We start from the raw sequence: 25435 nt of genomic DNA, 5'->3' as shown, positions 1-25435 counted from the left end.
AACGATGTCTGACGTGAACTCCACCGCCGATGCTCCGCGGTCGCCCGGGCGACCGCGGAGCGTCCGCGCGGACGAGGCCATCATCGAGGCCACTCTCGACCTGCTCGCCGAGGGCAGCACCATCGAGGCGTTGTCGATCGAGGCGATCGCCGCCCGCGCCGGGGTGGGCAAGGCCACCATCTACCGCCGCTGGCCGGGCAAGGACGCCCTGCTGCTGGACGCCCTGCGCCGGCTCAAGGGGGTCGTCGCGCAACCCGCCGGGCACTCCGTCCGCGACGACCTGGTGCTGCTGGTCGGGGCCGTCGGGCACAACATCGACCCCCGGGCCGAGCGGATCATGCCGTGCCTGGTGCCCGAGGTGAACCGCAGTCCGGACCACTTCCAGCTCTACCAGAACATCATCGAACCCCGGCGGAAGCTGATGCGGGAGGTGCTCCGCCGGGGCGTGGCCAGTGGCGAGTTGCGCGCCGATCTCGACATCGAGGTGGCGATGGCGCTGCTCACCGGGCCGATGCTGGTCCAACGACTGCTGCGCTGGCACCCGGATCTGGACGACCGGCTGCTCCCCGAGAAGGTCGTCGACGGCGTGCTCGACGGCCTGCGGGCCGACTGAACCACCGCCGGCCGGCGGTGGGTAGGTCCCGGGCCGGCGGCCCGCCCACCGGCGGTGGGGCCGGGGGTGGCCGGCGTGTCCGCTCACCAGCCCGTCGGGGCGGCCCAGTAGGGTGTCGAACACACGTACTGCCGAGGGGTCGGGGAGGAGGCGGCGTGCGCGTGCTGGGCGTCGACCCGGGGCTGACCCGGTGCGGGGTCGGCGTGGTCGAGGGCGTGCCGGGCCGCCCCTGCTCGCTGGTCGCCTACTACGTCGTCTACACCGATCCCGCCGACGACCTGTCGCTGCGCCTGCTGCACCTGGACCGGTCGTTGACCGACCTGGTGGCCGAGCACCGGCCCGACGCGGTCGCCGTCGAGCGGGTGTTCAGCCAGCACAACGTCCGCACCGTGATGGGCACCGCCCAGGCCAGCGGGATCGCCGTGCTGGCCGGGGCGCGGGCCGGGCTGCCGGTGCAGACCTACACGCCGAGCGAGGTCAAGGCCGCGGTGACCGGCTCCGGCCAGGCCGACAAGAAGCAGATGACCGCCATGGTCACCCGGCTGCTGCGGCTGGCGGAGCCGCCCAAGCCGGCCGACGCGGCGGACGCCCTGGCCCTGGCCATCTGCCACGTGTGGCGGGGCGGCACCCGGTCCAAGCTGGCCGAGGCCGCCGACCGGGTACGACGAGGAGGAGCGCGATGATCGCCAGCGTGCGCGGCACGGTGACCGCGACCGGTCCGGACCACGCGGTGGTGGAGGTCGGGGGGATCGGCCTGGCCGTGCAGTGCGCCCCCGGCACCCTGGCCGAGCTGCGGGTCGGCCAGCCGGCCCGGCTCGCCACCAGCCTGGTGGTCCGGGAGGACTCGCTCACCCTCTACGGCTTCGCCGACGACGACGCCAAGCAGCTGTTCGAGCTGCTCCAGACGGCCAGTGGGGTCGGCCCACGGCTGGCCCAGGCGGTGCTGGCCGTGCACACCCCCGACGCGGTCCGCAAGGCCGTCGCCAACGCCGACACCGCCGCCCTGACCCGGGTCCCGGGGATCGGCAAGAAGGGTGCCGAGCGGCTGGTCCTGGAGCTGCGCGACCGGATCGGCCCGGTGCCGGTCGGCACCGACGGCGCGGCCGGGGTGACCGCCGGGGCCTGGCCGGACCAGGTCCGTCAGGCGCTGGTCGGGCTCGGCTGGACGGCCGGGCAGGCCGACCAGGCGGTGGCCGCGGTGGCGGAGACCGTGGAGGGTCCCACCCCGCCGGTGCCGGTCCTGCTCAAGCAGGCCATCCGACTGCTGGGCCGGACCCGATGACCGGCGTGCGACGGTGGGCACGGTCGTGGCCGGGGCGGCCGGCATGACCGGCGACGGCCTCGTCTCCGCGTACGCCGACGACGCGGAGCGCGACGCGGAGGTCAGCGTCCGGCCGAAGCGGCTGGACGAGTTCATCGCCCAGCACCGGGTCCGCGACCAGCTCGACCTGCTGTTGCAGGGCGCGATGCGGCGCGGCGCCCCACCCGACCACATCCTCCTGTCGGGGCCCCCCGGCCTCGGCAAGACGACGTTGGCCAACATCGTGGCCGCGGAGCTGGGTTCCGGCATCCGGGTGACCAGCGGGCCGGTGATCGAGCGTTCGGGCGATCTGGCCGCCATCCTGACCAGCCTCGCCGAGGGCGACGTGCTGTTCATCGACGAGATCCACCGGATCGCCAAGCCGGCGGAGGAGCTGCTCTACAGCGCGATGGAGGACTTCCGGGTCGACGTGATCGTCGGCAAGGGGCCGGGGGCGACGGCCATCCCGCTGGACGTGGAACCGTTCACCCTGGTCGGTGCGACCACCCGGTCCGGCCTGCTGACCGGCCCGATGCGGGACCGGTTCGGCTTCGTCGCGCACCTCGACTTCTACTCCCCGGCCGACCTGGAGGCGCTGCTGCACCGGTCGGCGCGCATCCTCGGCGTGCCGATCACCCCGGAGGGGGCGGTGGAGATCGCCGGCCGGTCCCGGGGCACCCCCCGGATCGCCAACCGGCTGCTGCGCCGGGTGCGCGACTACGCCGAGGTCCGGGCCGAGGGCGTGGTCACCCTGGAGACCGCCCGCGCCGCCCTGACCGTGTACGACGTGGACGCCCTGGGCCTGGACCGGCTGGACCGGGCGGTGCTGACCGCGCTGGTCGACTCGTTCCGGGGCGGGCCGGTGGGCCTGTCCACCCTGGCGGTGGCGGTGGGGGAGCAGCCGGACACGGTGGAGGAGGTCTGTGAGCCGTTCCTGGTCCGGGCCGGTCTGCTGGCCCGGACGCCCCGGGGGCGGGTGGCCACGGAGGCCGCCTGGCGGCACCTGGGCCGTACGCCGCCAAATGGTACATTTGGCATGGAAGCCCCCGCGGTGCCCGATCTGTTCTCGAACGCGCCCGATCCACCGTGATCTGTTCGTGATCTGCGTCGCATTCGGTGTTCCCAGGTGCAGGGATTAGACTCGCCGCGGTCTGTACAGGATGTGAATATCCGCCTCCGCTCCGGCGCGCACCGCGCCGCGACGGGGGCCAATGGGAAGGTCGCACACCGTGCTTTACGCAGCACAGTCCGGCGGAGGCGCCGGCAGCCTGACGCCGATCATCATGATCGCCCTGCTCTTCGGGGTCATGTACTTCATGATGATCCGGCCGCAGCAGAAGCGCCGCCGCGAGGCCGAGGCCATGCAGTCCGCGCTCGGCCCCGGTGACGAGGTCGTCACCATCGGCGGGCTCTACGGTGCGGTCGTGGGCGTCGAGGACGACACCGTGCTGCTGGAGGTGGCCCCCGGCGTGCAGTCCCGCTATGCCCGGCCGGCCATCGCCCGGGTGGTCACCCGGGCCGAGCGTCCGGAGGTCGACGAGCCGGTCACCGAGGACGCGGAAGCCGTCAAGGAGTGAGTGTCACGCCCACCCCGCCGGGGTGGGCGTGACAGGACAACTGGATAGGTGGGCCGGTCCCCGGGGCCGGCACGCGCGCCCTGCCGTCCGACGCCCCCACGTCGGCGGTGGTACGCCGTGCCGAACGGTCGGGAGCGGTCCGCGCAGAGCACGTCGGGGCGGGACCCCCGCTCCGACCTCGTCGCCGCTGCGCCGGCGGCGCGACCGTTACAGGGAGACAGACAGCCGTGGCACCACCTCAGGGACAGATGCGCCCCGGGCGGCAGCTCGCCGTGCTCGGGTTCATCTTCGTCGTCCTCTATTCCTTGGTGTTCTTCTCGGGCGGTGCCAGCGGCGGCTGGAAGGACCGGCTGGAGCCACGGCTCGGCCTGGACCTCATCGGTGGCACCCGGCTGACGCTGGAGGCGACCAACAGCATCGACGGCAAGCCCCCGACGTCGGCCAACCTGGAGGAGGCCCGGCAGATCATCGAGAGCCGGGTCAACGCCTACGGGGTGGCCGAGGCGGAGGTGGTCACCGAGGGCAACCGGAACATCGTCATCTCCCTGCCCGGTGAGAACCGGGAGCTGACCGACGTCGGCAGCGCCGCGGAGCTGCGCTTCCGCAAGGTGCTCAAGGCCGCCGACGGCAGCGGCACGGTCGCCGCCCCGGCGACCCCGGCCCCGTCCGGCAGCGCCTCGCCCGCCCCGTCGGGCAGCGCGTCGCCGAAGGCCTCCGGGAGCGCGTCGCCGAAGGTGACCGGCTCGCCGAGCGCCGGTGGACAGGGCGGCGGCGCCCCCGCGCCGAGCGCCAGCGCGAGCGCCACCCCGTCCGGGTCGGCCTCGCCGAGCGCCCCGGCCGCCTCGCCCAGCGCCAGCGAGGCACCGGTGTCGCAGAGCATCGAGGAGCAGCGCAAGGCCGTCGAGAAGAAGGTCGGCACGCCGGCCTGGGCCGCCGCGAGCGGGCTCCAGGCTCCGGCCGACCTGGCCACCAACCCGGCCCTGGCGGAGACGCTCAAGCCGTTCGGCACGCTCTCCCCGCAGGAGATCGCGGTGCTGACCCCGCAGATGCAGTTCAACGTGCCGACCATCACCTGCGCGCAGCTCGACAAGCGGCCCCCCGCGTCGATCAAGGACGAGAAGCAGCAGGCGGTCGCCTGTGAGGGCGGTGCCGCCAAGTACCTGCTCGACCAGGCCAAGGTGCTCGGCACCGACGTCAAGGACGCCAACGCGGTCCTCGACCAGGCCAGCACCTGGGTGGTCAGCCTGAACTTCACCGGCGACGGCCAGTCCAAGTGGACCGAGCTGACCCGGGAGGCGTTCAACAACACCGGCGGTGGCTGCGACCAGACGGCCCTGGGCCAGGACGGCAAGTGCCGGGTGGCGGTGGTGCTGGACAACGAGATCGTCTCCTCGCCCGAGATCCAGGGCGTGCTGACCGGCGACTCGCAGATCACCGGCAGCTTCGACAACACGTCGGCGAACGCCCTGGCCAGCCAGCTGCGCTACGGCGCGCTGCCGGTCACCTTCGTGCCGCAGGAGCAGCAGAACGTCACCGCGACGCTGGGCGACAGCCACCTGCGGGCCGGCCTGCTGGCCGCGGGCATCGGCATGCTCCTGGTCATCGTCTACTCGTTCTTCTACTACCGGCTGCTCGGCTCGGTCATCTTCCTGAGCCTGGTGCTCTCCGCGCTGCTCGTCTTCGGCGCGCTGGTGGTGCTCGGCCGGTCGATCGGCTTCACCCTCACCCTCGCCGGCATCGCCGGCATGATCGTCTCACTCGGTGTGGCGGCGGACTCGTTCGTCATCTACTTCGAGCGACTCAAGGACGAGATCCGGGAGGGGCGCAGCCCACGCAGCGCGGTGCCCCGGGCCTGGATCCGGGCCCGCCGGACGATCGTCTCGGCGAACGCGATCACCCTGATGTCCGCCGTGGTGCTCTACATCGTCTCGGTCGGCACGGTGAAGGGCTTCGCCTTCGCCCTCGGCCTGGCGACCGTGCTCGACCTGGTGGTCGTCTTCCTCTTCCGGCACCCGATCATGACGATGTTCGCCCGGACCCCGGCGTTCCTGTCGCCCCGGGTCAGTGGCCTCGGTCGGGCCCTGCCACCCCGGTCGGCCGACCCGGGCACCGCCCGCAACTCGCGCGTCAAGGAGGCCTGAGATGGCTAAGAGTGGTCTGGCGTCCCGGCTCTACCGGGGCGAGGCCGGTCTCAACATCGTCGGCCGGCGCAACCTGTGGTTCGCGGTCGCCGGAGCGCTGGTGCTGGTCGCCGTGCTCAGCTTCGCGGTCAACCGGTTCAGCCTGGGCATCGAGTTCGCCGGCGGCAACTCGTTCCAGGTGCCGGCCAGCGTCGGCACCCTGGAACAGGCCGAGGTCAAGGTCAACGACGCGTTGGCGGCCGAGGGCGGCGGCGCCGAGGTGGTGACCGCGCAGAAGGTCGGCAGCACCAGCGGCGAGTACTACGAGCTGCGCACCTCGCAGCTCAGCGCCGACCAGGCCAACGCGGTCAAGGCCGAGATGGCGCAGGAGTTCGGCATCAACGCCGACCAGATCAGCGGCAGCCAGGTCAGCGAGGCGTGGGGCAGTCAGGTGACCTCCCGGGCGTTGCTCGGCCTGATCATCTTCGTCCTGGTGGTGGCGGCCTACCTGGTGCTGCGGTTCGAGTGGCGGATGGCGGTCGCCGCGATCATCTCGCTGTTCATGAACCTGATCCTCACCGCCGGCGTCTACTCGCTGGTCGGCTTCGAGGTCACCCCGTCGACGATCATCGGGTTCCTCACCATTCTGGGCTTCGCGCTCTATGACGTGGTGGTGGTCTTCGACAAGGTCCAGGAGAACACCCGGGGCATCACCGCCAACAACAACCAGACCTACGGCGAGGCGGCCAACCTGGCGCTCAACCAGAGCCTGATGCGGTCGTTGAACACCTCGGTGGTCGCCCTGCTCCCGGTCGGCGGTCTGCTCTTCATCGGTGCCGGCCTGCTCGGCGCGGGCACCCTGAAGGACCTGGGCCTGGTGCTCTTCGTCGGTATGGCGATGGCGTTCCTGACCTCGATCCTGCTCTCCACCCCGCTGCTGGTGCTGCTGAAGAACAAGGACCCGCGGATCGAGGCGCACACCAAGCGGGTGCTGGCCCGGCGCGGGGCGATCGCCCGGGGCGAGATCGCCCCGCGCGGCGCGGCCCGGCCGTCGGCCGCCGACGACGCTGCCGACGAGCCGATCGACCCCGAGGCGGCGGCCCTGGCCGGCAGCGCGCCGAAGGTCGGTTCCCGGCCGGCGGCCAAGCGGGCGACCGGTGCCCGGGGCGGTCGCCCCAGCGGCGGCGGGGGCAACCGGCCCGGTGGCGCGAAGCGGCGCTGACCGACAGGCGACCCGCCACACGCCGAGTCGACGGCGTCCGCCATGCTGTGCGAGCAGCATGACGGACGCCGTCGTCGTATCGAAGGAGAACCGACCACCGTGACGGAGACCCACAGCACCGGGGTACGCGGAGACAGCGGCCCGGAAGCGGCCCGACTGGTCGCCAGCCGGGTGCTGGACGTGCCGGACTTCCCCAAGCCCGGGGTCATGTTCAAGGACCTGATGCCGCTGTTCGCCGACGGTGACGTGTTCCGTGAGGTGATCGACGGCATCATCGACCACCACGGGCGGGACAGCTTCGACATCGTGGTCGGCATCGAGGCCCGGGGCTTCGTGATCGCCGCCGCGATCGCGTACGCGACCGGGTTGGGGGTGGTGCCGGTGCGCAAGGCGGGCAAGCTGCCCCGGCCGGCGTACTCGGCCTCCTACGCCCTGGAGTACGGCGAGGCGACGCTGGAGGTGCACCAGGACGCCTTCACCGCCGGGCACCGGGTGCTGGTGGTCGACGACGTGCTGGCCACCGGAGGCACCGCCGAGGCGACCCTCGACCTGGTCGAGCGGGCCGGTGGCACGGTGGCCGGGTTCACCGTACTGCTGGAGTTGGGTTTCCTGGGTGGGCGGGAGCGGCTGGCCGGGCGGGCGGTCCATGCCCTGCTGACCGTGTGACGCCCCGGTCGTCCCGACGACCTGGGACGGACCGTCCGGCGGAGCGGCACGGCACCTACCGTGCGGGTAGCATTGCCCATTGCTGACCGGGCGATCACCCGTCCGGGCGGCAGGTAGGGCGTCGACCGGGGGTCGACGGGTAACGCCATCGGCCCCGACGGCGGCCGATGGGAACACGCCGGCGCGACGGCCGGTTGGAAGACAGGCGTCGGCCGCACGGCCGGCGTTGGTCCCGGCGATCGGTGAGGAGGCCGGTGTCCCACGATGTCGTCCCTCCGGTGGAGGGCACGGTGCACCCGACAGGCGACGCTGACGGCACGGTGACCGATCGGAAGAACGATCCGCCGGCCGGCCCGGCGGGGGTCGGCGACGACCCCGGTGCCGCGCCCGACGGCATGGTCCTGGAGTCGTCGCCCGACGACGATCCGTCGCCCAGCGCCGGTTTCGCGCTGTCCAACGCGCCGACCGGGCGTCGGGTGCGGGCACGGCTGGCCCGGTTCAACGCCCCCTGGCAGAGTTCCCAGGTCAGCGAGGTGCTCGAACCGCTGATCGCCAGCCACCGGGAAAACCATCCCAAGGCGGACGCCCGGCTGCTCCAGCGGGCCTTCGACATGGCCGCGCGTTGGCACTCCGGTCAGTACCGCAAGTCCGGCGACCCGTACATCACCCATCCGCTCGCGGTGGCGACCATCCTGGGCAACCTGGGGATGGACACCACCACGCTGGTGGCGGCGCTGCTGCACGACACCATCGAGGACACCGAGTACACCCTCGACCAGATGCGGGCCGACTTCGGTCCCGAGGTCACCCTGCTCGTCGACGGCGTGACGAAGCTCGACAAGGTCAAGCTGGGCGACGCGGCCAAGGCGGAGACGATCCGCAAGATGGTCGTGGCGATGGCGAAGGACCCGCGGGTCCTGGTGATCAAGCTGGCCGACCGGCTGCACAACATGCGGACGCTCTCCTTCCTGCCGGCGCCCAAGCGCGAGCAGAAGGCCAAGGAGACGCTGGAGATCCTGGCCCCGCTGGCCCACCGCCTCGGCATGAACACGATCAAGTGGGAGCTGGAGGACCTGGCCTTCGGCACCCTGTTCCCCAAGCGCTATGAGGAGATCCTGCGGCTGATCGGGGAGCACCAGCCGCAGCGGGAGTCGCTGCTCAAGCAGGTCACCCAGAAGGTCGGCACCGACCTCAAGGCCGCCAAGATCAAGGCCGAGACGACCGGCCGGCCGAAGCACCTCTACTCGATCTACCAGAAGATGATCGTGCGGGGTCGCGACTTCAACGACATCTACGATCTGATCGGGGTGCGGATCCTGGTCGACACGGTGCGGGACTGCTACGCGGCGCTGGGGGTCATCCACGCCAACTGGCAGCCGGTGCCGGGTCGGTTCAAGGACTACATCGCGATGCCCAAGTTCAACATGTACCAGTCGTTGCACACGACGGTCATCGGGCCCACCGGCAAGCCGGTGGAGATGCAGATCCGCACCTACGCGATGCACCGCACCGCCGAGTTCGGCATCGCCGCGCACTGGAAGTACAAGGAGCACAAGGGCACCCAGATCGTCGGCCCGCCGGCGCACATCGACGAGATGACCTGGCTGCGGCAGTTGCTGGACTGGCAGCGGGAGGCGGCCGACCCGTCGGAGTTCCTCGACGCGCTGCGTTTCGACCTGTCCAGCCAGGAGGTGTACGTCTTCACCCCCAAGGGGGACGTCATCCCGCTGCCGACCGGGTCGACGCCGGTGGACTTCGCGTACGCGGTGCACACCGAGGTGGGGCACAAGTGCATCGGGGCGCGGGTCAACGGCAAGCTGGTGCCGTTGGAGTCGACGCTGTCCAACGGCGACGTGATCGAGATCTTCACCTCGAAGTCCGACACGGCCGGCCCGACGCAGGACTGGCTGAGCTTCGTCAAGAGCCCCCGGGCGCGCACCAAGATCCGCCAGTACTTCAACAAGGAGCGGCGCGAGGAGGCGATCGAGGCCGGTAAGGACTCGATCGTCAAGGCGATGCGTAAGCAGGGCATGCCGTTGCAGCGGATGCTCACCTCCGACGCGCTGATGGCGATCGCCCGGGACCTGCACCTCGCCGATGTCGCCTCGCTCTACGCGGCGGTCGGCGACAGCCAGGTGTCGGCGCAGTCGGTGGTGCAGAAGCTGATGGCCGCGTACGGCGGCGAGGAGGGCGCGGCGGAGGACATCGCCGAGACCGCCGTCGCCACCCGCCCGCCGCACAGCCGGCAGAACAGCAGCGATCCCGGCGTGGTGGTGCGGGGCGTCAGCGACGTCTGGATCAAGCTGGCCCGGTGCTGCACGCCGGTGCCCCCGGACTCGGTCTTCGGGTTCGTCACCCGCTCCGGCGGGGTCAGCGTGCACCGCGACGACTGCGCCAACGCCGAGGACCTGCGGGCTCAGGCCGAGCGGGTGGTGGAGGTCAGTTGGAAGCTCACCTCCGCCTCCACGTTCCTGGTGGCCATCCAGGTGGAGGCCCTCGACCGGCACAAGCTGCTGGCCGACGTCACCCGGGTGCTCTCCGAGGAGCGGGTCAACATCCTGTCGGCGACGGTCACCACCACCCGGGACCGGGTGGCGGTGAGCCGGTTCAGCTTCGAGATGGCCGATCCGAAGCACCTGGGGCACCTGCTGGCCGCCGTCCGTAAGGTCGACGGGGTCTTCGACGCCTACCGGGTCACCTCCGGCGCCTGACGGGCCAGGGACCCCGGTAGGTGGCCCAGCCGACCGTCCGGGAGGCGTCGTCAGGTGGTGCCCCGGCAGGCGGCCCACCCGACTCCGGGAGCCGTGCGTAGGTCTCCGGGAGCCGTTCCGACACCGAGGTCACGAAAGCGCCCGCCGGCTCGGCCGGCGGGCGCTTCGTCGTACCGGAGGGTCAGCCCTCGATGTCGCTCATGGTCAGCTTGGTGATGGTGACCTCCTTCTTGGGGTGGCCACCCCCGGCCTGCTGGGCGTACGCCTTGTCGTCGCCGGCCGCGCCGACCTGCTTGACCAGGTCCATGCCGGAGGTGACGGTGCCCAGCACGGTGTATTTCGCGTCGAGCTGCGAGTCGCCGTAGACGATGAAGAACTGGCTGCCGGTGCTGCCCGGCTGCCCGGAGTTGGCCATCGCGATGACACCCTCGGGGTAGGGGGGCCGCTTGTCGGTCGGCAGGTTCTCCTCGGCCAGGCCGTAGCTCGGCCCGCCGGTGCCGTCGGTCTGCCGCCAGCCGGCGCCGGTCGCGCTCGGGTCACCGCACTGGAGCACCTTGATGCCCTCGGTCACCAGCCGGTGGCACTTGGTGTTGTCGAAGAACCCCTTGCTGGACAGGTGGGTGAAGCTCCCCGCGGTGCAGGGCACCTTCGTCCGGTCGAGCTTGGCGACGATCGGGCCCAGGTTGGTCTCCAGGGTCAACGTCTGGGTGCCCTTGTTGGCCTGCTGGTTGGGGGGCAGCCCGACATCCTTGATCTGGGCGGGCCGGCCCTCCTTGGGCGCCTCGGTGTAGGTGCACTGCGAGAAGCCCTCGGTGCCGGCGGCCTGCTGCTTGCTGTCGTCGTCGTCGCCACCGAGGCTGGCCGCCAACCAGACGGTGCCGGCGACCACGAGCACCAGGATCGCGGCGGCCCCGACGATCGCCTGCGTCTGCCGGCGCTTGCGGGCCTTGGTCGAACGCTCGGCCATCTCCCGCTCAAGTCGGGCCCGCGCCGCCGCGCGCTGCCGCTCTCTCGTGGACGTCACGGTCACTCCTCCTGGGCTTTTCTCTGGCGCGGCGTGGCCGCAGGTACGGGTGGTGGGCCGGCTCAGCCGGCGCTGGGGCTGGCCGCCGGGGACGCGGCCGGGGAACCGGTCGCCGGAGCCGGCGCGGCCTGCGCCTCGCCGACGGTGAGCTTGCGGATCACCACGTCGGTCTTCGGCTTGACCTTGGCGCCCGCCCCGTTGTCCAGGGTCGGCAGGGCGCCGATCTTCTCGACCACGTCCAGCCCGCTGGTGACCCGGCCGATGATCGGGTACGCCGGCTGGGCCGGGCTGAAGTCCTTGAAGAAGAGCAGGAACTGGCTGCCGTTGGCACCCGGCGGGTTGCTGATCATCGCGACCGTGCCCTTCGGGTAGGTCGGCGGTTGTCCGGGGGCCGGGCTGGCCGAGGGGCTCGCCTCGGGCCCGGTCGGCACGTTCTCGTTGTAGAACGAGTAGGTGGGGCCGCCCAGGCCGGTGCCGCTCGGGTCGCCGCAGCGCAGCGCGCCCTCGGCGGTGATCTCGTGGCACTTGGTGTTGTCGTAGAACGAGGCCCCGGCCAGGTGGGCGATGCTCGCACCGGCGCAGGGCGCCGCGGCGAGATCCAGCTCGGCGGTGACCGGGCCGCCCTGGTCGGTGTCGATCGTCATCGTCCGTACCCCGGTGGTGGGCAGGCCGGTGGTGGCCGGGGTGCCGACGTCCTTGAGGCTGGTGTTGGCACCGGCGTCCTGCGGCGTCCAGAGGCAGACGTCCTCGGCGGCCTTCTGCTCGGGGTCCCGGTCGAAGGCGCCCAGCCCCCAGGCGGCGCCGGCCACGATCAGCACCAGCACCACGGCCGCACCGACCCCGGCCTGGATCTGTCGACGCCGCCGGGCGGCGACGGCCCGCCGGGCCAACTGCCGATCGAGCTTCTCCCGCGCGAGCTTGCGCTGCCGGTCCCTGCTGGAAGCCACCCGTGCTCCCCTTCCTCTACCCTGGTCGTCACCGGCGGTCGGGCCGTGCGCGCCCGCCGTGTTCGCAGGTGCGCCACGCCACACGCCCGCCAGAGTGTACGGGTACCTGCTGTGAAAGTGGTGTACGAGGGCCGGGCTGGGTTTATCAAAGTGCGTCACTGTGCTCCACGGGGTCCCTGGACGGGTGGGCGCGGATATCGGGTCGCCGGTGGCGACTAGGCTGCCCAGGAGACGGACGGCTCGAACGAAAGGGGAGCGGACGTGCTCGTGGCCGGCTTTCCCGCGGACGCCTTCGGCACCAACTGCTATGTGGTGGCGACCGCGCCGGGGGAGCAGTGCGTGGTGGTCGATCCCGGCATCGGGGTGCTCGACCGACTCGACGCCGTGCTCGCCGAGCACCGCCTGCACCCGGCCGCCGTGCTGCTCACCCACGGCCACCTCGACCACACCTTCTCGGTCGCCCCGGTCTGCGGCGCGCGCGGCATCCCGGCGTACGTGCACCCGGAGGACCGGGAGTTGCTGGCCGACCCGACCAAGGCGCTCTCGATGGACCTCACCGCGCTGTTCGGCGGTCGGCTGCCGTACACCGAGCCCGACGACGTGGCGGAGCTGACCGACGGGGCGACGCTGGCGCTGGCCGGCCTGGAGATCACCGTCGACCACGCACCGGGCCATACCGGCGGGTCGGTGCTGTTCCGGTTGCCCGGTGTCGGCTCGCCCTGGGAGGCGGAGCAGCTCTGCCTCTCCGGTGACGTGCTCTTCGCCGGCTCGATCGGTCGCACCGACCTGCCCGGCGGCAGCATGCCCCGGATGCTGACCAGCCTGCGGGAGAAGGTCCTCCCGATGGCCGACGACACCGTCGTGCTGCCCGGCCACGGCCCGGCGACCACCATCGGCCGTGAGCGGGTGCGCAACCCGTACCTCGTCGACGTGGCGGGCCCCGGCGACGCACGCCCGGCCGCGCCCGCCCGCGGTCTCTAGCCTCTCCTCCGCGCCGCGCGCGGACCTCCGATCTCACCGCGCCCGGCGCGGACCCGCAAGGAGTACGCCATGAGCAAGCCCACGCCCCTGTCCGGCTTCCCGGAGTGGACCACGTCGCAGCGGATGATCGAGCAGTTCGTCCTGGACCGGATTCGGCAGACCTTCGAGCTGTACGGTTTCGCGCCGTTGGAGACCCGGTCGGTGGAGCCGCTGGACCAGTTGCTGCGTAAGGGGGAGACCTCCAAGGAGGTCTACCTGCTGCGCCGGTTGCAGGCCGACGCCGACGGCCCGGCCGGTGACGACGCGCTCGGCCTGCACTTCGACCTGACCGTGCCGTTCGCCCGGTACGTGCTGGAGAACGCGGGCAAGCTCCAGTTCCCGTTCCGCCGCTACCAGATCCAGAAGGTGTGGCGGGGTGAACGCCCGCAGGAGGGGCGCTACCGGGAGTTCCTCCAGGCCGACATCGACATCGTCGACCGGGACACCCTGCCGGCGCACTACGAGGCGGAGATGCCGCTGGTGATCGGGGACGCGCTGCGTGCGTTGCCCATTCCGCCGGTGCTGATCCAGGTCAACAACCGCAAGATCTGCGAGGGCTTCTACCGGGGCATCGGGCTGACCGACCCGGAGGCGGCGCTGCGTGCGGTGGACAAGCTCGACAAGATCGGCCCGGCGAAGGTGACCGAACTGCTGGCCGAGACGGCCGGGGCGAGCGAGGCGCAGGCCAGGGCGTGCCTGGCGCTGGCCGGGATCTCCGCCCCGGACGCCTCCTTCGCCGACGCGGTGCGCGCCCTCGGGGTGACCGATCCGCTGCTCGACGAGGGCATCGCCGAGTTGGTCGCGGTGGTGGAGACCGCCGCCGCGCACGCGCCGGGGCTCTGCGTCGCCGACCTGCGGATCGCCCGTGGCCTGGACTATTACACCGGCACCGTGTACGAGACGCAGTTGCGCGGCTACGAGCGGTTCGGCTCGATCTGCTCCGGTGGCCGGTACGACAACCTGGCCAGCGCCGGCGCCGTGTCGTACCCGGGCGTCGGCATCTCGATCGGGGTGACCCGGCTGCTCGGGCTGCTCTTCGGGGCCGGGGCGTTGTCGATCTCGCGCAGCGTGCCGACCTGTGTGCTGGTCGCGGTCGGTGCCGAGGAGGAGCGGGCGGGCAGCAACGCGATCGCCGAGGCCCTGCGGTCGCGGGGGATTCCCGCCGAGGTGTCGCCCAACGCAGCGAAGTTCGGCAAGCAGATCCGGTACGCCGAGCGGCGCGGCATCCCGTACGTGTGGTTCCGGGGCGCCGAGGGGGACCAGGTCAAGGACATTCGCTCGGGCGAGCAGGTGAACGCCGTACCCGGGGAGTGGGCGCCGCCGCGTGTGGACCTGAAACCGCTGGTCGGCTGAGTCTCAGTTACTGGCGCGTACGCCGACGGGGACCTACGGTGGCGTAAGTTACGCCACCGTAGGGAGGGGCCCCTGTGACCGAACTGAGCCAGACCGCGCTGCTCCACGAACTCGAACCCGTGGTCGCCAAGAACCTCGACCGTCACCTGGCGGTGGCCAAGGAGTGGTTCCCGCACGAGTACGTGCCGTGGAGCGAGGGGCGGACCTTCGACGGCCCGCTCGGCGGCGAGGCGTGGTCGGAGGGGGACTCGACGCTGCCTGACATCGCCCGGACGGCGCTGATCGTCAACCTGCTCACCGAGGACAACCTGCCGTCGTACCACCACCAGATCGCCAGCCTGTTCGGGCCGGACGGGGCGTGGGGGACCTGGGTGGGCCGGTGGACCGCCGAGGAGGGCCGGCACGGCACCGCCATCCGGGACTACCTCACGGTGACCCGGGCGGTCGACCCGGTGGCGCTGGAGCGGGCCCGGATGGTGCACATGACCGCCGGCTACAGCAACTCGCACGACTCGTCGATGCTGCGCTCGCTGGCGTACGTGTCATTCCAGGAGTTGGCGACCCGCATCTCGCACCGCAACACCGGCCGGATCACCGGCGACCCGGTGTGCGAGGCGCTGCTGGGTCGGGTCGCGGCCGACGAGAACCTGCACATGATCTTCTACCGCAACCTGTTGGGCGCGGCACTGGAGGTGGCCCCGAACCAGACGATGCGGGCGATCGACGAGGTGCTGGGGGACTTCCAGATGCCCGGGGTGGGCATCGAGGGGTTCACCCGCAAGTCGGTGGCGATCGCCCTGGCCGGCATCTACGACCTGCGCCAGCACCGCGACGACGTGGTGGCCCCGGTGCTGCGCCAGTGGGACGTGTTCAACGTCGCCGGCCTGGACGCCGAGGGTGAGGCCGCCCGGGACCGGATCGCGGCTCACCTGGACGGCCTGGAGCAGGCCGCGTCCCGGTTCGAGGAGAAGCGCGACGCCCGGGCCGCCAAGTTGGCCGCCCGCGCCTGAACGGCTGCTCCGAACCGTCCACCCGCGTCCGCCCCGTGCGGGGCCAGGCGCGGGTGGACGGTTCGGAGTCCTGCACCACCGCCTCGACCGCCACCGCCCCTTGACCGCCACCGCCTCGACTCTCCGAGGTGGTGTGCGCAGGCGGTGCGGGTGCGGGTGCCGGGTGAGCGCGGGCATCGCTCGCCGCGCACCGGATGGCGCGCCCGGCAACACCTTGCGGGTCACCCTGGGTGACCGTCGGGGTGGGTAACGCACCGTCACCGACGGATGCCCCCAACGTTCCCACCCTTCCGCCCTTTGCTCTGCTGCCGTCGCGGCACCACCGTGCCTGGCCTGCGGTGGGGTTAGTGATCTTTCGCCCGGGTGCTCCGAGTTCCCGCTACCCCTCGTGACTGTCGCCGAGAGGGCAGCAGAGCAAAGGAGGCGAAGGGTAGGTGGTGGGGGTCGGATCGTGGTGGCTGAACGTGACAGGCCGCAGATGGCCCTTCCTGCCCGGCCCCGGCGCGACTCGCGAGCTGTCGCGCCGGTGCTCCCGGCGGGTCGTCGCCCGGCCGGATGAGCCCGGGAATCGGGGCCGGTGACAGCGGGCGTGACGACGGCTCCCGCCGACGGGATCGGCCCTGCTGGCAGGGGTCTGACATAGATGTGTCCGAGGTGTTGCCTGACCGTCACATCGGCCGGCGGGGTGAATCCGGGCAAACTCATGTCTTGTTTACGATCTTAAATATGTGAATACTTCATTCTCTCGGCCGATTTTCCCCAGGTCGGCCGGGTTGCCCCCGGGTGCGTCCCTGTGACGCTGCCCGTCGCCCCCTTCCGGAGGTTGTTACATGCGACCCACGAGGTCATCGCTCCGCCACGTCGCCGCCGTCGCTATGGCCGGCACCCTGGTCACCAGCGCGCTGATGGGCGCACCCGCCCAGGCGGCCCCCGCCTCGCCCGCATCTCCCGACGCCGCCGCCAGCCTGGCCGACCGCCTCGGTGACCGTGCCGCCGGCACCTACGCCGACGCCAACGGCACGATGGTCGTCGCGGTCACCGACTCCGCCGCCGCCCGGCAGGTCCGTGCCGCCGGCGCCACCCCGAAGCTGGTCACCCGGGGCGCGGCCCAGCTCCGCTCCGCCACCGCCGAGCTGGAGCGCTCGGCCAAGATCCCGGGCACCGCCTGGTGGACCGACGCGGTCACCAACCAGGTCGTCGTCTCGGTCGACAGCACCGTCACCGGCGCCAAGCTGGCGAAGGTCGAGGCCGCCGCCGCCCGCACCGGCGGTGCCGTCCGGATCGAGGCCGAGGCCGGCGTGCTCAGCACCCGGATCTCCGGCGGCCAGGCGATCTACACCGGCGGTGGCCGCTGCTCGCTCGGCTTCAACGTCCGCAACAGCGCCGGCCAGACCTTCTTCCTGACCGCCGGGCACTGCACCAACATCGGCTCGACCTGGTACTCGAACTCCGGCCAGACCAGTGTGCTCGGCACCCGCACCGGCACCAGCTTCCCGGGCAACGACTACGGCATCGTCCGGCACAGCAACTCCGCGAACGCGACCGGGAACGTCTCGCTCTACAACGGCAGCTTCCAGGACGTCACCGGTGCCGCCAACGCCTTCGTCGGCCAGAGCGTGCAGCGCTCCGGCAGCACCACCGGCCTCAAGGGCGGCTCGGTGACCGCCACCAACGCCACGGTGAACTACGCCGAGGGCTCGGTCTCCGGCCTGATCCGCACCAACGTCTGCGCCGAGCCGGGCGACAGCGGCGGCTCGCTGTTCAGCGGCAGCAGCGCGGTCGGCCTCACCTCCGGCGGCAACGGCAACTGCACCCGCGGTGGCACCACCTACTTCCAGCCGGTCACCGAGCCGTTGAGCGTCTACGGCGTCAGCATCATCTGATCCGTCCGATCCCTCCGCGAGCGGGCCGCCGGGACACCGGCGGCCCGTTCCGCGTCTCCGGCCGGACGACCAGGGCCTTGCTCACCCCGCAACCGGGCGGGCCGGGCGGCTGACACAATGCGGGGGAACAGCCGTACCGCAGATGAGGAGACGCAAGTCGTGATCCGTACCCATGACGCCGGCAGCCTGCGCGCGACGGACGCCGGCACCACGGTGACGCTCGCCGGGTGGGTGGCCCGCCGGCGCGACCACGGCGGTGTCATCTTCGTCGACCTGCGCGACGGCTCCGGCGTGGCCCAGGTGGTGTTCCGCGAGGAGGACGCGCACGCGCTGCGCAACGAGTTCTGCGTCAAGGTCACCGGTGAGGTGACCCGCCGCCCCGAGGGCAACGACAACCCGGAGCTGCCCACCGGCGAGATCGAGGTGACCGCCGCCGCGCTGGAGGTGCTCTCCGAGGCCGCGCCGCTGCCGCTGCCGGTGGACGACCAGATCGAGGCCGGCGACGACATCCGGCTGCGCTACCGCTACCTGGACCTGCGCCGCAGCGGCCCGGCCAACGCCCTGCGGCTGCGCTCCCGGGCCAACCAGCTGGCCCGGGGGGTGCTGCACAAGCGGGACTTCCTGGAGATCGAGACCCCGACGCTGACCCGGTCCACCCCCGAGGGTGCCCGCGACTTCCTGGTCCCGGTCCGGCTCCAGCCGGGCAGCTGGTACGCGCTGCCGCAGTCGCCGCAGCTGTTCAAGCAGCTGCTGATGGTCGGCGGCATGGAGCGGTACTACCAGATCGCCCGCTGCTACCGCGACGAGGACTTCCGCGCCGACCGGCAGCCGGAGTTCACCCAGCTCGACATCGAGATGTCCTTCGTCACCGAGGACGACGTGATCGACCTCGGCGAGGCGATCGTCTCGGCGCTCTGGAAGGACCTGGCCGACCACGAGATCTCCCGGCCGATCCCCCGGATCACCTGGCACGACGCGATGGCCCGGTACGGCTCCGACAAGCCCGACCTGCGCTACGGCCTGGAGCTGACCGAGCTGACCGAGTACCTGCGCGGCACCGCCTTCCGGGTCTTCGCCGCCTCGATCGACGCGGGCGGCTACGTCGGCGCGGTGGTCATGCCGGGCGGTGCGGCACAGACCCGTAAAGAGCTGGACGGCTGGCAGGACTGGGCCAAGGCGCGGGGCGCACGGGGCCTGGCGTACGTGGTGCTGGACGCCGAGACCGGCGAGGCGCGCGGGCCGGTGGCCAAGAACCTCTCCGCCGAGCACCTGGGTGGCCTGGCCGACGCGGTCGGGGCCAAGCCGGGCGACGCGGTGTTCTTCGCCGCCAGCACCGACACCCGGGAGGCGCAGGAGCTGCTCGGCGCGGCCCGGATCGAGATCGCCAAGCGGGCCAAGCTGATCGACGAGAGCGCCTGGGCGTTCTGCTGGGTGGTCGACGCGCCGATGTTCGAGCGCACGGACGAGGGCGGCTGGACGGCCGTGCACCACCCGTTCACCTCGCCGAACGCCGAGTGGGTCGACCGGTTCGAGGAGGCCCCGGACCGGGCCCTGGCCTACGCGTACGACATCGTCTGCAACGGCAACGAGATCGGCGGCGGCTCGATCCGTATCCACCGGGGCGACGTGCAGCAGCGGGTCTTCGACCTGCTCGGCATCACCCCGGAGGAGGCGCAGGACAAGTTCGGCTTCCTGCTGGAGGCGTTCAAATACGGCGCCCCGCCGCACGGCGGCATCGCGTTCGGCTGGGACCGGGTCTGCATGCTGCTTGCCGGGGCCGACTCGATCCGTGAGGTGATCGCCTTCCCGAAGACCCGGGGCGGCTTCGACCCGCTGACCGGTGCCCCGACCCCGATCACCACCCAGCAACGCGCCGAGGCCGGCATCGACGCCAAGCCCAAGCCCCCGGCCCCGTCCCCCGGCACCGCCGGCCCCGCCGCCCCGGTAACCGACCCGGTCTAACCCCCACCCCACCCGGCCCCGCCCGGGTCCTACCCCGGATCGTTGATCAAGAGGTTCACGTCATCATCACGCAGTGAGGTGACGTGAACCTCTTGATCGCTAGGTCGGGGCGCGGTTGGTGCACCTGTCCAGCGACGCGCTGCACGCCGGGCGTCCGACCCCTATCTCGACGACGACGTGCCGACCCCTGTGCATCCCTACGGTGCGGCGAAGGCGGCGGCGGAGACCGCCGTACGGGTGGTCGACCCGGGCGCGGTGCTGGTGCGGACCTCGCTGATCCTGGGGGAGGGCAGCAAACAGATCCAGCTCTGCCGGGACGCGTTGACCGGTCGGGCCACCCTGTTCACCGACGAGTTGCGCTGCCCGGTCGACGTCGGCGACCTGGCCGACGCGGTGCTGGAGTTGGCCGACTCGGCCGTCGCCGGCCCGCTCAACGTGGCCGGCCCGGAGCCGGTCAGCCGGGCCGGGCTGGGGCTGCTGGTGGCCCGTCGGTACGGGATCGATCCGGCCGGGATGACGACCACCACGACCACGGCGGCCGGGCTGCGGCGTCCCACCGACGTGCGGCTGGACTCGTCCCGCGCCACCGCCCTGCTGCGGACCCGACTGCGCGGTGTGACCGAGCTGCTCGCCGGCTGACCATCAGCCGTCGGGGTCGGCCGGGCAGAGATGGACGCTGAGCCGGAGCCCGCACCGCGACTGCACAGAAGCTATGCACAAAACTTGTGCATAGCTTCTGTGCACAGTTATTGTGCATGCATGGAGAACGACGACACCGGCGGGCGACCCGCGACCAGCTCCGTCCGGATCGACCACCGGCAGGTCCGCGTCCTGGCCCACCCGCTGCGGCTGCGGCTGCTCGGCGCGCTGCGGGTGCAGGGGCCGGCCACCGCCACCACCCTCGCCGGGCTGCTCGGCACCAACACCGGCGCCACCAGCTACCACCTGCGCCAGCTCGCCGACGTGGGGCTGGTGGTCGAGGACCCGGACCGGGGCACCGGGCGGCAGCGCTGGTGGCGGGCCGCGCACGAGGTGACCGACTGGGAGCCGAGCGACTTCGACGACGACCCCGACGCCCGGGCCGCGATCGAGTGGATCCAGGGCGACCAGGTGCGCCTGCTGGCCGAGCGGGCCGAACGCTGGTTCGCCGTCCAGCAGGACTGGTCACCGGCCTGGCGGGACGCGTTCGGGATGAGCGACGCCTTCCTCAGCCTCCCGGCCGACCGGCTCCAGGCCCTCGAAGACGAGCTGTGGCGGGTGCTGGAGCGCTACCGCACCGAGGCGGATCCGGAGCAGCCGGACGCCGAGCGGGTGCACGTCTTCGTGGCCGCGTTCCCGATGATCGAGCAGCGGTGATGGGCGCGCTGACCGTACGTCAGGTGCGGTTGCGCTACCTCACCCTCTACGGCCTGCGCTGGCTGCCCACCGGCCTGACCATCCCGGTGATGATCCTGCTGATGCAGGAACGCGGCCTGTCGCTGACCCAGATCGGCCTGGTCTCCACCGCGCAGGGCCTGGTCGTGCTGGCGCTGGAGCTGCCGACCGGCGGCCTGGCCGACGCGCTCGGCAGCCGGATCGTCCTGGTCACCGCCTGGGCGGTCAGCCTGCTCTCCCTCGGCCTGTTCGCAGTCGTCGACTCCTTCGCGCTGTTCTTCCTGGTCTGGGCCCTTCAAGGGGTCTACCGGGCGCTCGACAGCGGCCCGCTCGACTCCTGGTACGTCGAGTCCACCCTGGCCGCTGACCCGGACACCGACTACGAGCCCGGCCTCGGCTTCGCCGGCACCGTCGCCGGCGTCACCATCGCCGGTGGCGCGCTGCTCAGTGGCGGCCTCATCGCGCTCGGGCCGGTCGGGCCGGTCAGCGCCCTGACCGTGCCGGTGCTGGTCGCCGCCGCCCTCCAGGCGGTGGCCCTGGTCGTCCTGCTGTTCCTGCTGGTCGAGACCGGCCCGGCCCGGGGCCCCGGCACGCTGCGCGCCTCGGTCGCGGCGGCACCCCGGATGGTCGGGCAGGCCGTCGGCCTGCTGCGCCGCTCCCGGGTGCTGCTCGCCCTGGTGTCGGTGGAGCTGTTCTGGGGCTTCGGCATGGTCACCTTCGAGTCGTTGCTGCCGATCCGGCTCGCCGACGTGGTCGGTGACCCCGAACGGGCGGCGGCGCTGCTCGGCCCGGCCAACTCGGCGGCCTGGCTGGTCTCGGCGGCCGGGGCGGCGGCGACCCCGTTGCTGCTGCGCTGGCTGGGCGCGGCCCCCGCCGCGGCGCTGCTGCGGATCGTGCAGGGCGTCACGGTGCTCGGCATGGGCCTGCTCGCCGGGCCGGTCGGGGTGTTGGTCGCCTACCTGGCCTGCTACGCCGTGCACGGCGCGTCCAACCCGCTGCACCTGGGGCTGCTGCACCGGCAGGTCGACGGCCCCTACCGGACCAGCGTCATCTCGCTGAACTCGATGATGGGACAGCCCGGGTTCGCCCTCGGCGCGGTGCTGCTCACCGCGCTGGCCGACCGCAACGGGGTCGGCACCGCGATGGTGGTCGGCGCGGTCGCGCTGGCGGTGGCCGCCCCGCTCTACCTGCCGGCCTGGTGGGCCGGCCGACGGGCCGCCCCGGCCGCAGCCCGGCCCGGGGACGTCCCGGTCGAAGCTGAGCCGGGGAACGTCCCGGTCGAAGCCGGACCCGGGAACGGTACGGCCGCGCCCGCCGGGACCGGACTTCCGGCCGCGTCGGCCGGCGCCGACCCCCGGGACGTGCAGCCGGCCGGGTCGGTGGCCTCAGCCGAGCCACACCGAGCTGCGCCGTAGGGTGCCGGTGAAGCCGAGCCGGCGGTAGAGCCGCAGCGCGGCGAGGTTGTCGGCGTAGACGCCGAGCCCGACATGGTCGTACCGGGTGAGCAGGGCCCGGGTCATCCCGGCGGTCAGCGCCGCGCCCAGCCCTCGCCCCCGCCGGTCGCGGGCCACGGTCAGCCCGGCGAGGAAGCCGATGTCGCCGCGACTGCGGTCCGCCCCACAGGCGACCAGGCGGTCGGCGTCCCAGATGCCGTACCAGTCGACGACCGTCGTGTCCCCGGGGCGCGACGAGGTGGTGGGGAAGGCGTCGTCGATCAGCGCGGACAGCGCCGGGTGGTCCGCCGGGCCGAGGCGGACCACCCGCTCCTGCCCGGATTGCCGGGGTGGGCCGGTGGTGGTCCAGAGGAACTCCCAGTCGTCGATCCGGGTCGCGCCGAACCGGCCGACCAGCAGCGACCGGTCGGCCCGGGGTAGTTGCAGGTACTGCCCCGGCCGGACCACGCCGTCGGCGACCAACGCCGCGACCAGCGCCACCGCCGCGTCGACCGGACCGACCACCCCACCCGCCCGGTCGTTCTCCGCCGTCGGGAGCACCCAGGCCACCGCGCCGTCGCGGACCCAGGCGCGGGGCCGGTCGTCACGCCGCAACGCGTGCCGTACGAACGGGTGGTAGTCGGTGGCGGCGAGGACGGCCGCCCGGCCGGTGAGTTCCCGGTCGCCGTCGATCATGCGAGCAGCCTAGAACCCGGCCGGACGACGGGACCCGGCGACGGCGATCTCCACGACAGAGATTGACGAGCCGACCGATTGGGTACATCGGGGCCGACCTACTGGGACCCCCTACCGGAGGACATACACATGCTCGCCATCCTCGCGGCCGTCGTTTTCGGCTTCGCGCTCCTCATCGACCTGCTCAACACCGACTTCGGCGCCCCCGACCTGTTCAACTGGAACACCCTGGTGCTGATCGGCCTGCTGCTGCTCTCGCTCTACCTGGCCGGCGTCGGCAGCGGCCCGCGCGGCGGCGGTGGCGGCGGTGGCGGCGGCCGGTGGTACCGGGGCCGTCGGCCGGGTCGCGGCTGACCGCGACGGATCAGAACGGGCGCGGCCCACGGCGCGATTCCGGCGTCGTGGGCCGCGCCCGGTACTGTCTTCCTGATGGATTCCGACGCCCTCTTCTCCCTCGGTGCACCCGCCGTGGCGCCCAGCGCCCACGCGGGCTCCGTCGGCGTCGACGACTTCGCCTCGGTGGGGGAGGACGCCCCGCTGCCGGTCCGGATGCGGCCCGCGCGCATCGACGAACTGGTCGGGCAGGAGCACCTCCTCGCGCCCGGTGCCCCGCTGCGTCAGCTCGTCGGCGGCGGCGCGGCGCTGTCGGTCATCCTCTGGGGCCCGCCGGGCAGCGGCAAGACCACCATCGCCCACCTGGTGGCCCGGGCCACCGACCGCCGCTTCGTGGCCATGTCGGCGTTGACCGCCGGAGTCAAGGACGTCCGGGCCGTCATCGAGACCGCCCGTCGCCAGCGCCGCTCCGGTGGCCCGCAGACCGTCCTGTTCATCGACGAGGTGCACCGGTTCAGCAAGACCCAGCAGGATTCGCTGCTCGCCGCCGTCGAGGACCGCACGGTCACCCTGCTCGCGGCGACCACCGAGAATCCGTACTTCTCCATCATCTCGCCGCTGCTGTCCCGGTGCGTGCTGCTCACCCTCCAGCCGCTCGACGACGCGGCCGTGCGGGCGCTGCTGCGCCGCGCGGTGACCGACCCGCGCGGCCTCGCCGGCGCGCTCACCCTGGCCACCGACGCCGAGGACCACCTGGTACGCCTGGCCGGCGGCGACGTCCGCAAGGCCCTGACCGCGCTGGAGGCGGCGGCGGCCTCGGCTACCGCGCTCGGCGTCGACCGGATCGACCTGGCCACCACCGAGCAGGCGGTGGACGTGGCGGCCGTGCGCTACGACCGGGACGGCGACGCGCACTACGACGTGACCAGCGCCTTCATCAAGAGCATGCGCGGCTCGGACGTCGACGCCGCGCTGCACTGGCTGGCCCGGATGCTGGTCGCCGGGGAGGACGCCCGGTTCATCGCCCGCCGTATGGTCATCTTCGCCAGCGAGGACGTCGGCCTGGCCGACCCGTCCGCCCTGTCGGTCGCCACCGCCGCCGCCCACGCGGTGGAGTACGTCGGCCTGCCCGAGGCCCAGCTCAACCTCGCCCAGGCGGTCATCCACCTGGCGACCGCGCCGAAGTCCAACTCGGCCACCACGGCCCTCGGCGCGGCGATGGCCGACGTCCGGGCTGGTCGGGGCGGTGCGGTGCCGCGCGGGTTGCGCGACGCGCACTACTCCGGCGCCCGAGGGCTCGGGCACGGCACGGGCTACCGCTACCCGCACGACGACCAGCGCGGGGTGGTCACCCAGCAGTACGCTCCCGACGACCTCGTCGGGACCGACTACTACCGGCCCAGTGGGCACGGCGCCGAGCGGTCGGTGGCCGCCCGGCTGCCCCTGCTGCGCCGGATCGTCCGGGGGCTGTCCACCCCGGTGTCACGCCCCGACGGGCCGGTGCCGGTGGTCAACGGCCGTCACCCGACGGGCACGGGGCACGCCGGTGGGGCGGATGAGGACGGCGGCGACGCCGGGGAGGTTCAGCAGTGACATCGCGAGGTGGGGAGCAACCGCAGGACGGTCCCGACGAGCGGCGTGAACCTCGCGCCAAGGGACGTCGGTGGGGTCGGGGGCGGGGCGGCGACGACACCCCGCCCGAGCCGGCCGGCGAGGAGTTCGGCTGGATCGACGATCTGCGTACGGCGAAGCAGCAGCGCACCGAACTCGGCCCGGACGGCGGTCCGGTGCCGCCGGTCCGTGGTCCGGTTCCGCCGGCTGCCGGGCGTGGGCCGGCCGCGCCGCAGACCGGCCCGGGGGGGCCGGTCGCTCCGCGCGTCGGTCAGCCGGTTTCGCGTCCCGACGGGCCGGCACCGGCCGGCGTCCGTCCACCGCAGCCGGATTCCCGGCCGCAGCAGGCACCGCCGGGCCTCCGGCCGGAGCAGGCACCGCCGGGTGCCCGACCGGAGTCCGGTCCCCCGACGGGTCCCCTGGCCGGTCCACCGGGTCCGCGCCGGGAGGCGTCGGCATCCGGCGGCCCCCGCCCGCCGCAGCCAAGCGGTCCATCGGACCTGCCGCCAACCGGGCCCGGCCGGCCCGGGCCGGCGTCTGCCGGGGCCGAGCCGCCCCGACCCGGTCGCTCTGACGGGCC

The 25435-nt window shown here is 72.6% G+C and carries 22 protein-coding genes; 19 read left to right on the top strand and 3 right to left on the bottom strand.

Going from position 1 to position 25435, the window contains the following annotated elements:
• Positions 1–4 precede the first annotated feature (4 nt).
• The 9 genes from GA0070216_RS15830 (at position 5) to GA0070216_RS15785 (ending at position 10209) form a co-directional block, all read left to right on the top strand.
• On the top strand, positions 5–613 hold the full coding sequence (locus GA0070216_RS15830) for a TetR/AcrR family transcriptional regulator (RefSeq protein WP_091246385.1): 609 nt from the start codon (positions 5–7) through the stop codon (positions 611–613).
• 155 nt (positions 614–768) lie between these two features.
• Entirely contained in the window at positions 769–1296 is a 528-nt protein-coding gene (gene ruvC / locus GA0070216_RS35020) for a crossover junction endodeoxyribonuclease RuvC (protein WP_218108214.1), read from the top strand.
• Positions 1293–1895, top strand: a complete 603-nt coding sequence (gene ruvA, locus GA0070216_RS15815; RefSeq protein ID WP_091246378.1) for a Holliday junction branch migration protein RuvA — start codon at positions 1293–1295, stop codon at positions 1893–1895. Before ruvC ends, ruvA begins: the two co-directional genes overlap by 4 nt.
• A 43-nt stretch (positions 1896–1938) precedes the next feature.
• Positions 1939–3003 carry a Holliday junction branch migration DNA helicase RuvB gene (ruvB, locus tag GA0070216_RS15810; RefSeq protein ID WP_067307871.1) on the top strand — a complete coding sequence of 355 codons (1065 nt, stop codon included), beginning with the start codon at positions 1939–1941 and terminating at the stop codon, positions 3001–3003.
• 121 nt (positions 3004–3124) lie between these two features.
• Positions 3125–3490 (top strand): preprotein translocase subunit YajC, encoded by a 366-nt coding sequence (yajC, locus tag GA0070216_RS15805; protein ID WP_091246376.1) that lies wholly within the window; start codon positions 3125–3127, stop codon positions 3488–3490.
• 227 nt (positions 3491–3717) lie between these two features.
• A complete protein-coding gene (gene secD, locus GA0070216_RS15800; protein WP_176738982.1) occupies positions 3718–5631 on the top strand; it encodes a protein translocase subunit SecD in 1914 nt (637 codons plus the stop codon).
• A 1-nt stretch (position 5632) separates the two neighbouring features.
• Positions 5633–6832, top strand: a complete 1200-nt coding sequence (gene secF, locus GA0070216_RS15795) for a protein translocase subunit SecF (RefSeq protein WP_091246372.1) — start codon at positions 5633–5635, stop codon at positions 6830–6832.
• A 99-nt stretch (positions 6833–6931) separates the two neighbouring features.
• The gene (locus tag GA0070216_RS15790; RefSeq protein WP_091246369.1) at positions 6932–7498 is read left to right on the top strand and encodes an adenine phosphoribosyltransferase; all 567 of its coding nucleotides are present in this window, start codon (positions 6932–6934) and stop codon (positions 7496–7498) included.
• A 278-nt stretch (positions 7499–7776) separates the two neighbouring features.
• On the top strand, positions 7777–10209 hold the full coding sequence (locus GA0070216_RS15785) for a RelA/SpoT family protein (protein ID WP_176739001.1): 2433 nt from the start codon (positions 7777–7779) through the stop codon (positions 10207–10209).
• A 181-nt stretch (positions 10210–10390) separates the two neighbouring features.
• Here GA0070216_RS15785 and GA0070216_RS15780 read toward each other — a convergent pair whose 3' ends face one another.
• A complete protein-coding gene (locus tag GA0070216_RS15780) occupies positions 10391–11233 on the bottom strand; it encodes a peptidylprolyl isomerase (protein WP_091246840.1) in 843 nt (280 codons plus the stop codon).
• A gap of 62 nt (positions 11234–11295) precedes the next feature.
• Positions 11296–12180, bottom strand: a complete 885-nt coding sequence (locus GA0070216_RS15775; protein WP_091246365.1) for a peptidylprolyl isomerase — start codon at positions 12178–12180, stop codon at positions 11296–11298.
• Between the two features lie 261 nt (positions 12181–12441).
• Here GA0070216_RS15775 and GA0070216_RS15770 point away from each other — a divergent pair, with 261 nt between their 5' ends.
• The 8 genes from GA0070216_RS15770 to GA0070216_RS15735 all read left to right on the top strand — a co-directional run bounded on the left by GA0070216_RS15770 (position 12442) and on the right by GA0070216_RS15735 (position 22197).
• Positions 12442–13161, top strand: coding sequence for an MBL fold metallo-hydrolase (locus tag GA0070216_RS15770; RefSeq protein WP_091246360.1), 720 nt, complete (start codon positions 12442–12444; stop codon positions 13159–13161).
• Positions 13162–13230: 69 nt separating this feature from the next.
• Complete coding sequence (gene hisS, locus GA0070216_RS15765; RefSeq protein WP_091246358.1) at positions 13231–14553, top strand: histidine--tRNA ligase; 1323 nt, start codon at positions 13231–13233, stop codon at positions 14551–14553.
• Between the two features lie 74 nt (positions 14554–14627).
• Entirely contained in the window at positions 14628–15563 is a 936-nt protein-coding gene (locus GA0070216_RS15760; RefSeq protein WP_091246356.1) for an acyl-ACP desaturase, read from the top strand.
• Between the two features lie 830 nt (positions 15564–16393).
• Positions 16394–17446 carry a S1 family peptidase gene (locus GA0070216_RS15755; protein WP_091246354.1) on the top strand — a complete coding sequence of 351 codons (1053 nt, stop codon included), beginning with the start codon at positions 16394–16396 and terminating at the stop codon, positions 17444–17446.
• Positions 17447–17605: 159 nt separating this feature from the next.
• On the top strand, positions 17606–19408 hold the full coding sequence (aspS, locus tag GA0070216_RS15750) for an aspartate--tRNA ligase (protein WP_091246352.1): 1803 nt from the start codon (positions 17606–17608) through the stop codon (positions 19406–19408).
• A 189-nt stretch (positions 19409–19597) separates the two neighbouring features.
• Positions 19598–20047, top strand: a complete 450-nt coding sequence (locus tag GA0070216_RS15745; protein ID WP_245722530.1) for a sugar nucleotide-binding protein — start codon at positions 19598–19600, stop codon at positions 20045–20047.
• A 120-nt stretch (positions 20048–20167) separates the two neighbouring features.
• On the top strand, positions 20168–20764 hold the full coding sequence (locus GA0070216_RS15740; RefSeq protein WP_091246351.1) for an ArsR/SmtB family transcription factor: 597 nt from the start codon (positions 20168–20170) through the stop codon (positions 20762–20764).
• Positions 20764–22197, top strand: a complete 1434-nt coding sequence (locus GA0070216_RS15735) for an MFS transporter (protein ID WP_091246348.1) — start codon at positions 20764–20766, stop codon at positions 22195–22197. The genes GA0070216_RS15740 and GA0070216_RS15735 overlap by 1 nt, the downstream gene beginning before the upstream one ends.
• Here the strand turns inward: GA0070216_RS15735 and GA0070216_RS15730 are convergent.
• A complete protein-coding gene (locus GA0070216_RS15730; protein ID WP_091246346.1) occupies positions 22168–22911 on the bottom strand; it encodes a GNAT family N-acetyltransferase in 744 nt (247 codons plus the stop codon). The genes GA0070216_RS15735 and GA0070216_RS15730 overlap by 30 nt on opposite strands.
• A 129-nt stretch (positions 22912–23040) precedes the next feature.
• Between GA0070216_RS15730 and GA0070216_RS15725 the strand changes: the two genes are divergently transcribed.
• Positions 23041–23265, top strand: a complete 225-nt coding sequence (locus tag GA0070216_RS15725; RefSeq protein ID WP_091246344.1) for a hypothetical protein — start codon at positions 23041–23043, stop codon at positions 23263–23265.
• Between the two features lie 75 nt (positions 23266–23340).
• Positions 23341–24837 carry a replication-associated recombination protein A gene (locus GA0070216_RS15720; protein WP_091246342.1) on the top strand — a complete coding sequence of 499 codons (1497 nt, stop codon included), beginning with the start codon at positions 23341–23343 and terminating at the stop codon, positions 24835–24837.
• Positions 24838–25435 lie beyond the last annotated feature (598 nt).

The organism is Micromonospora matsumotoense (assembly GCF_900091525.1).
Taxonomy (GTDB): domain Bacteria; phylum Actinomycetota; class Actinomycetes; order Mycobacteriales; family Micromonosporaceae; genus Micromonospora; species Micromonospora matsumotoensis.
The sequence above is the reverse complement of the archived record's forward strand: the minus strand, read 5'-3'. Positions and strand labels throughout refer to the sequence as shown.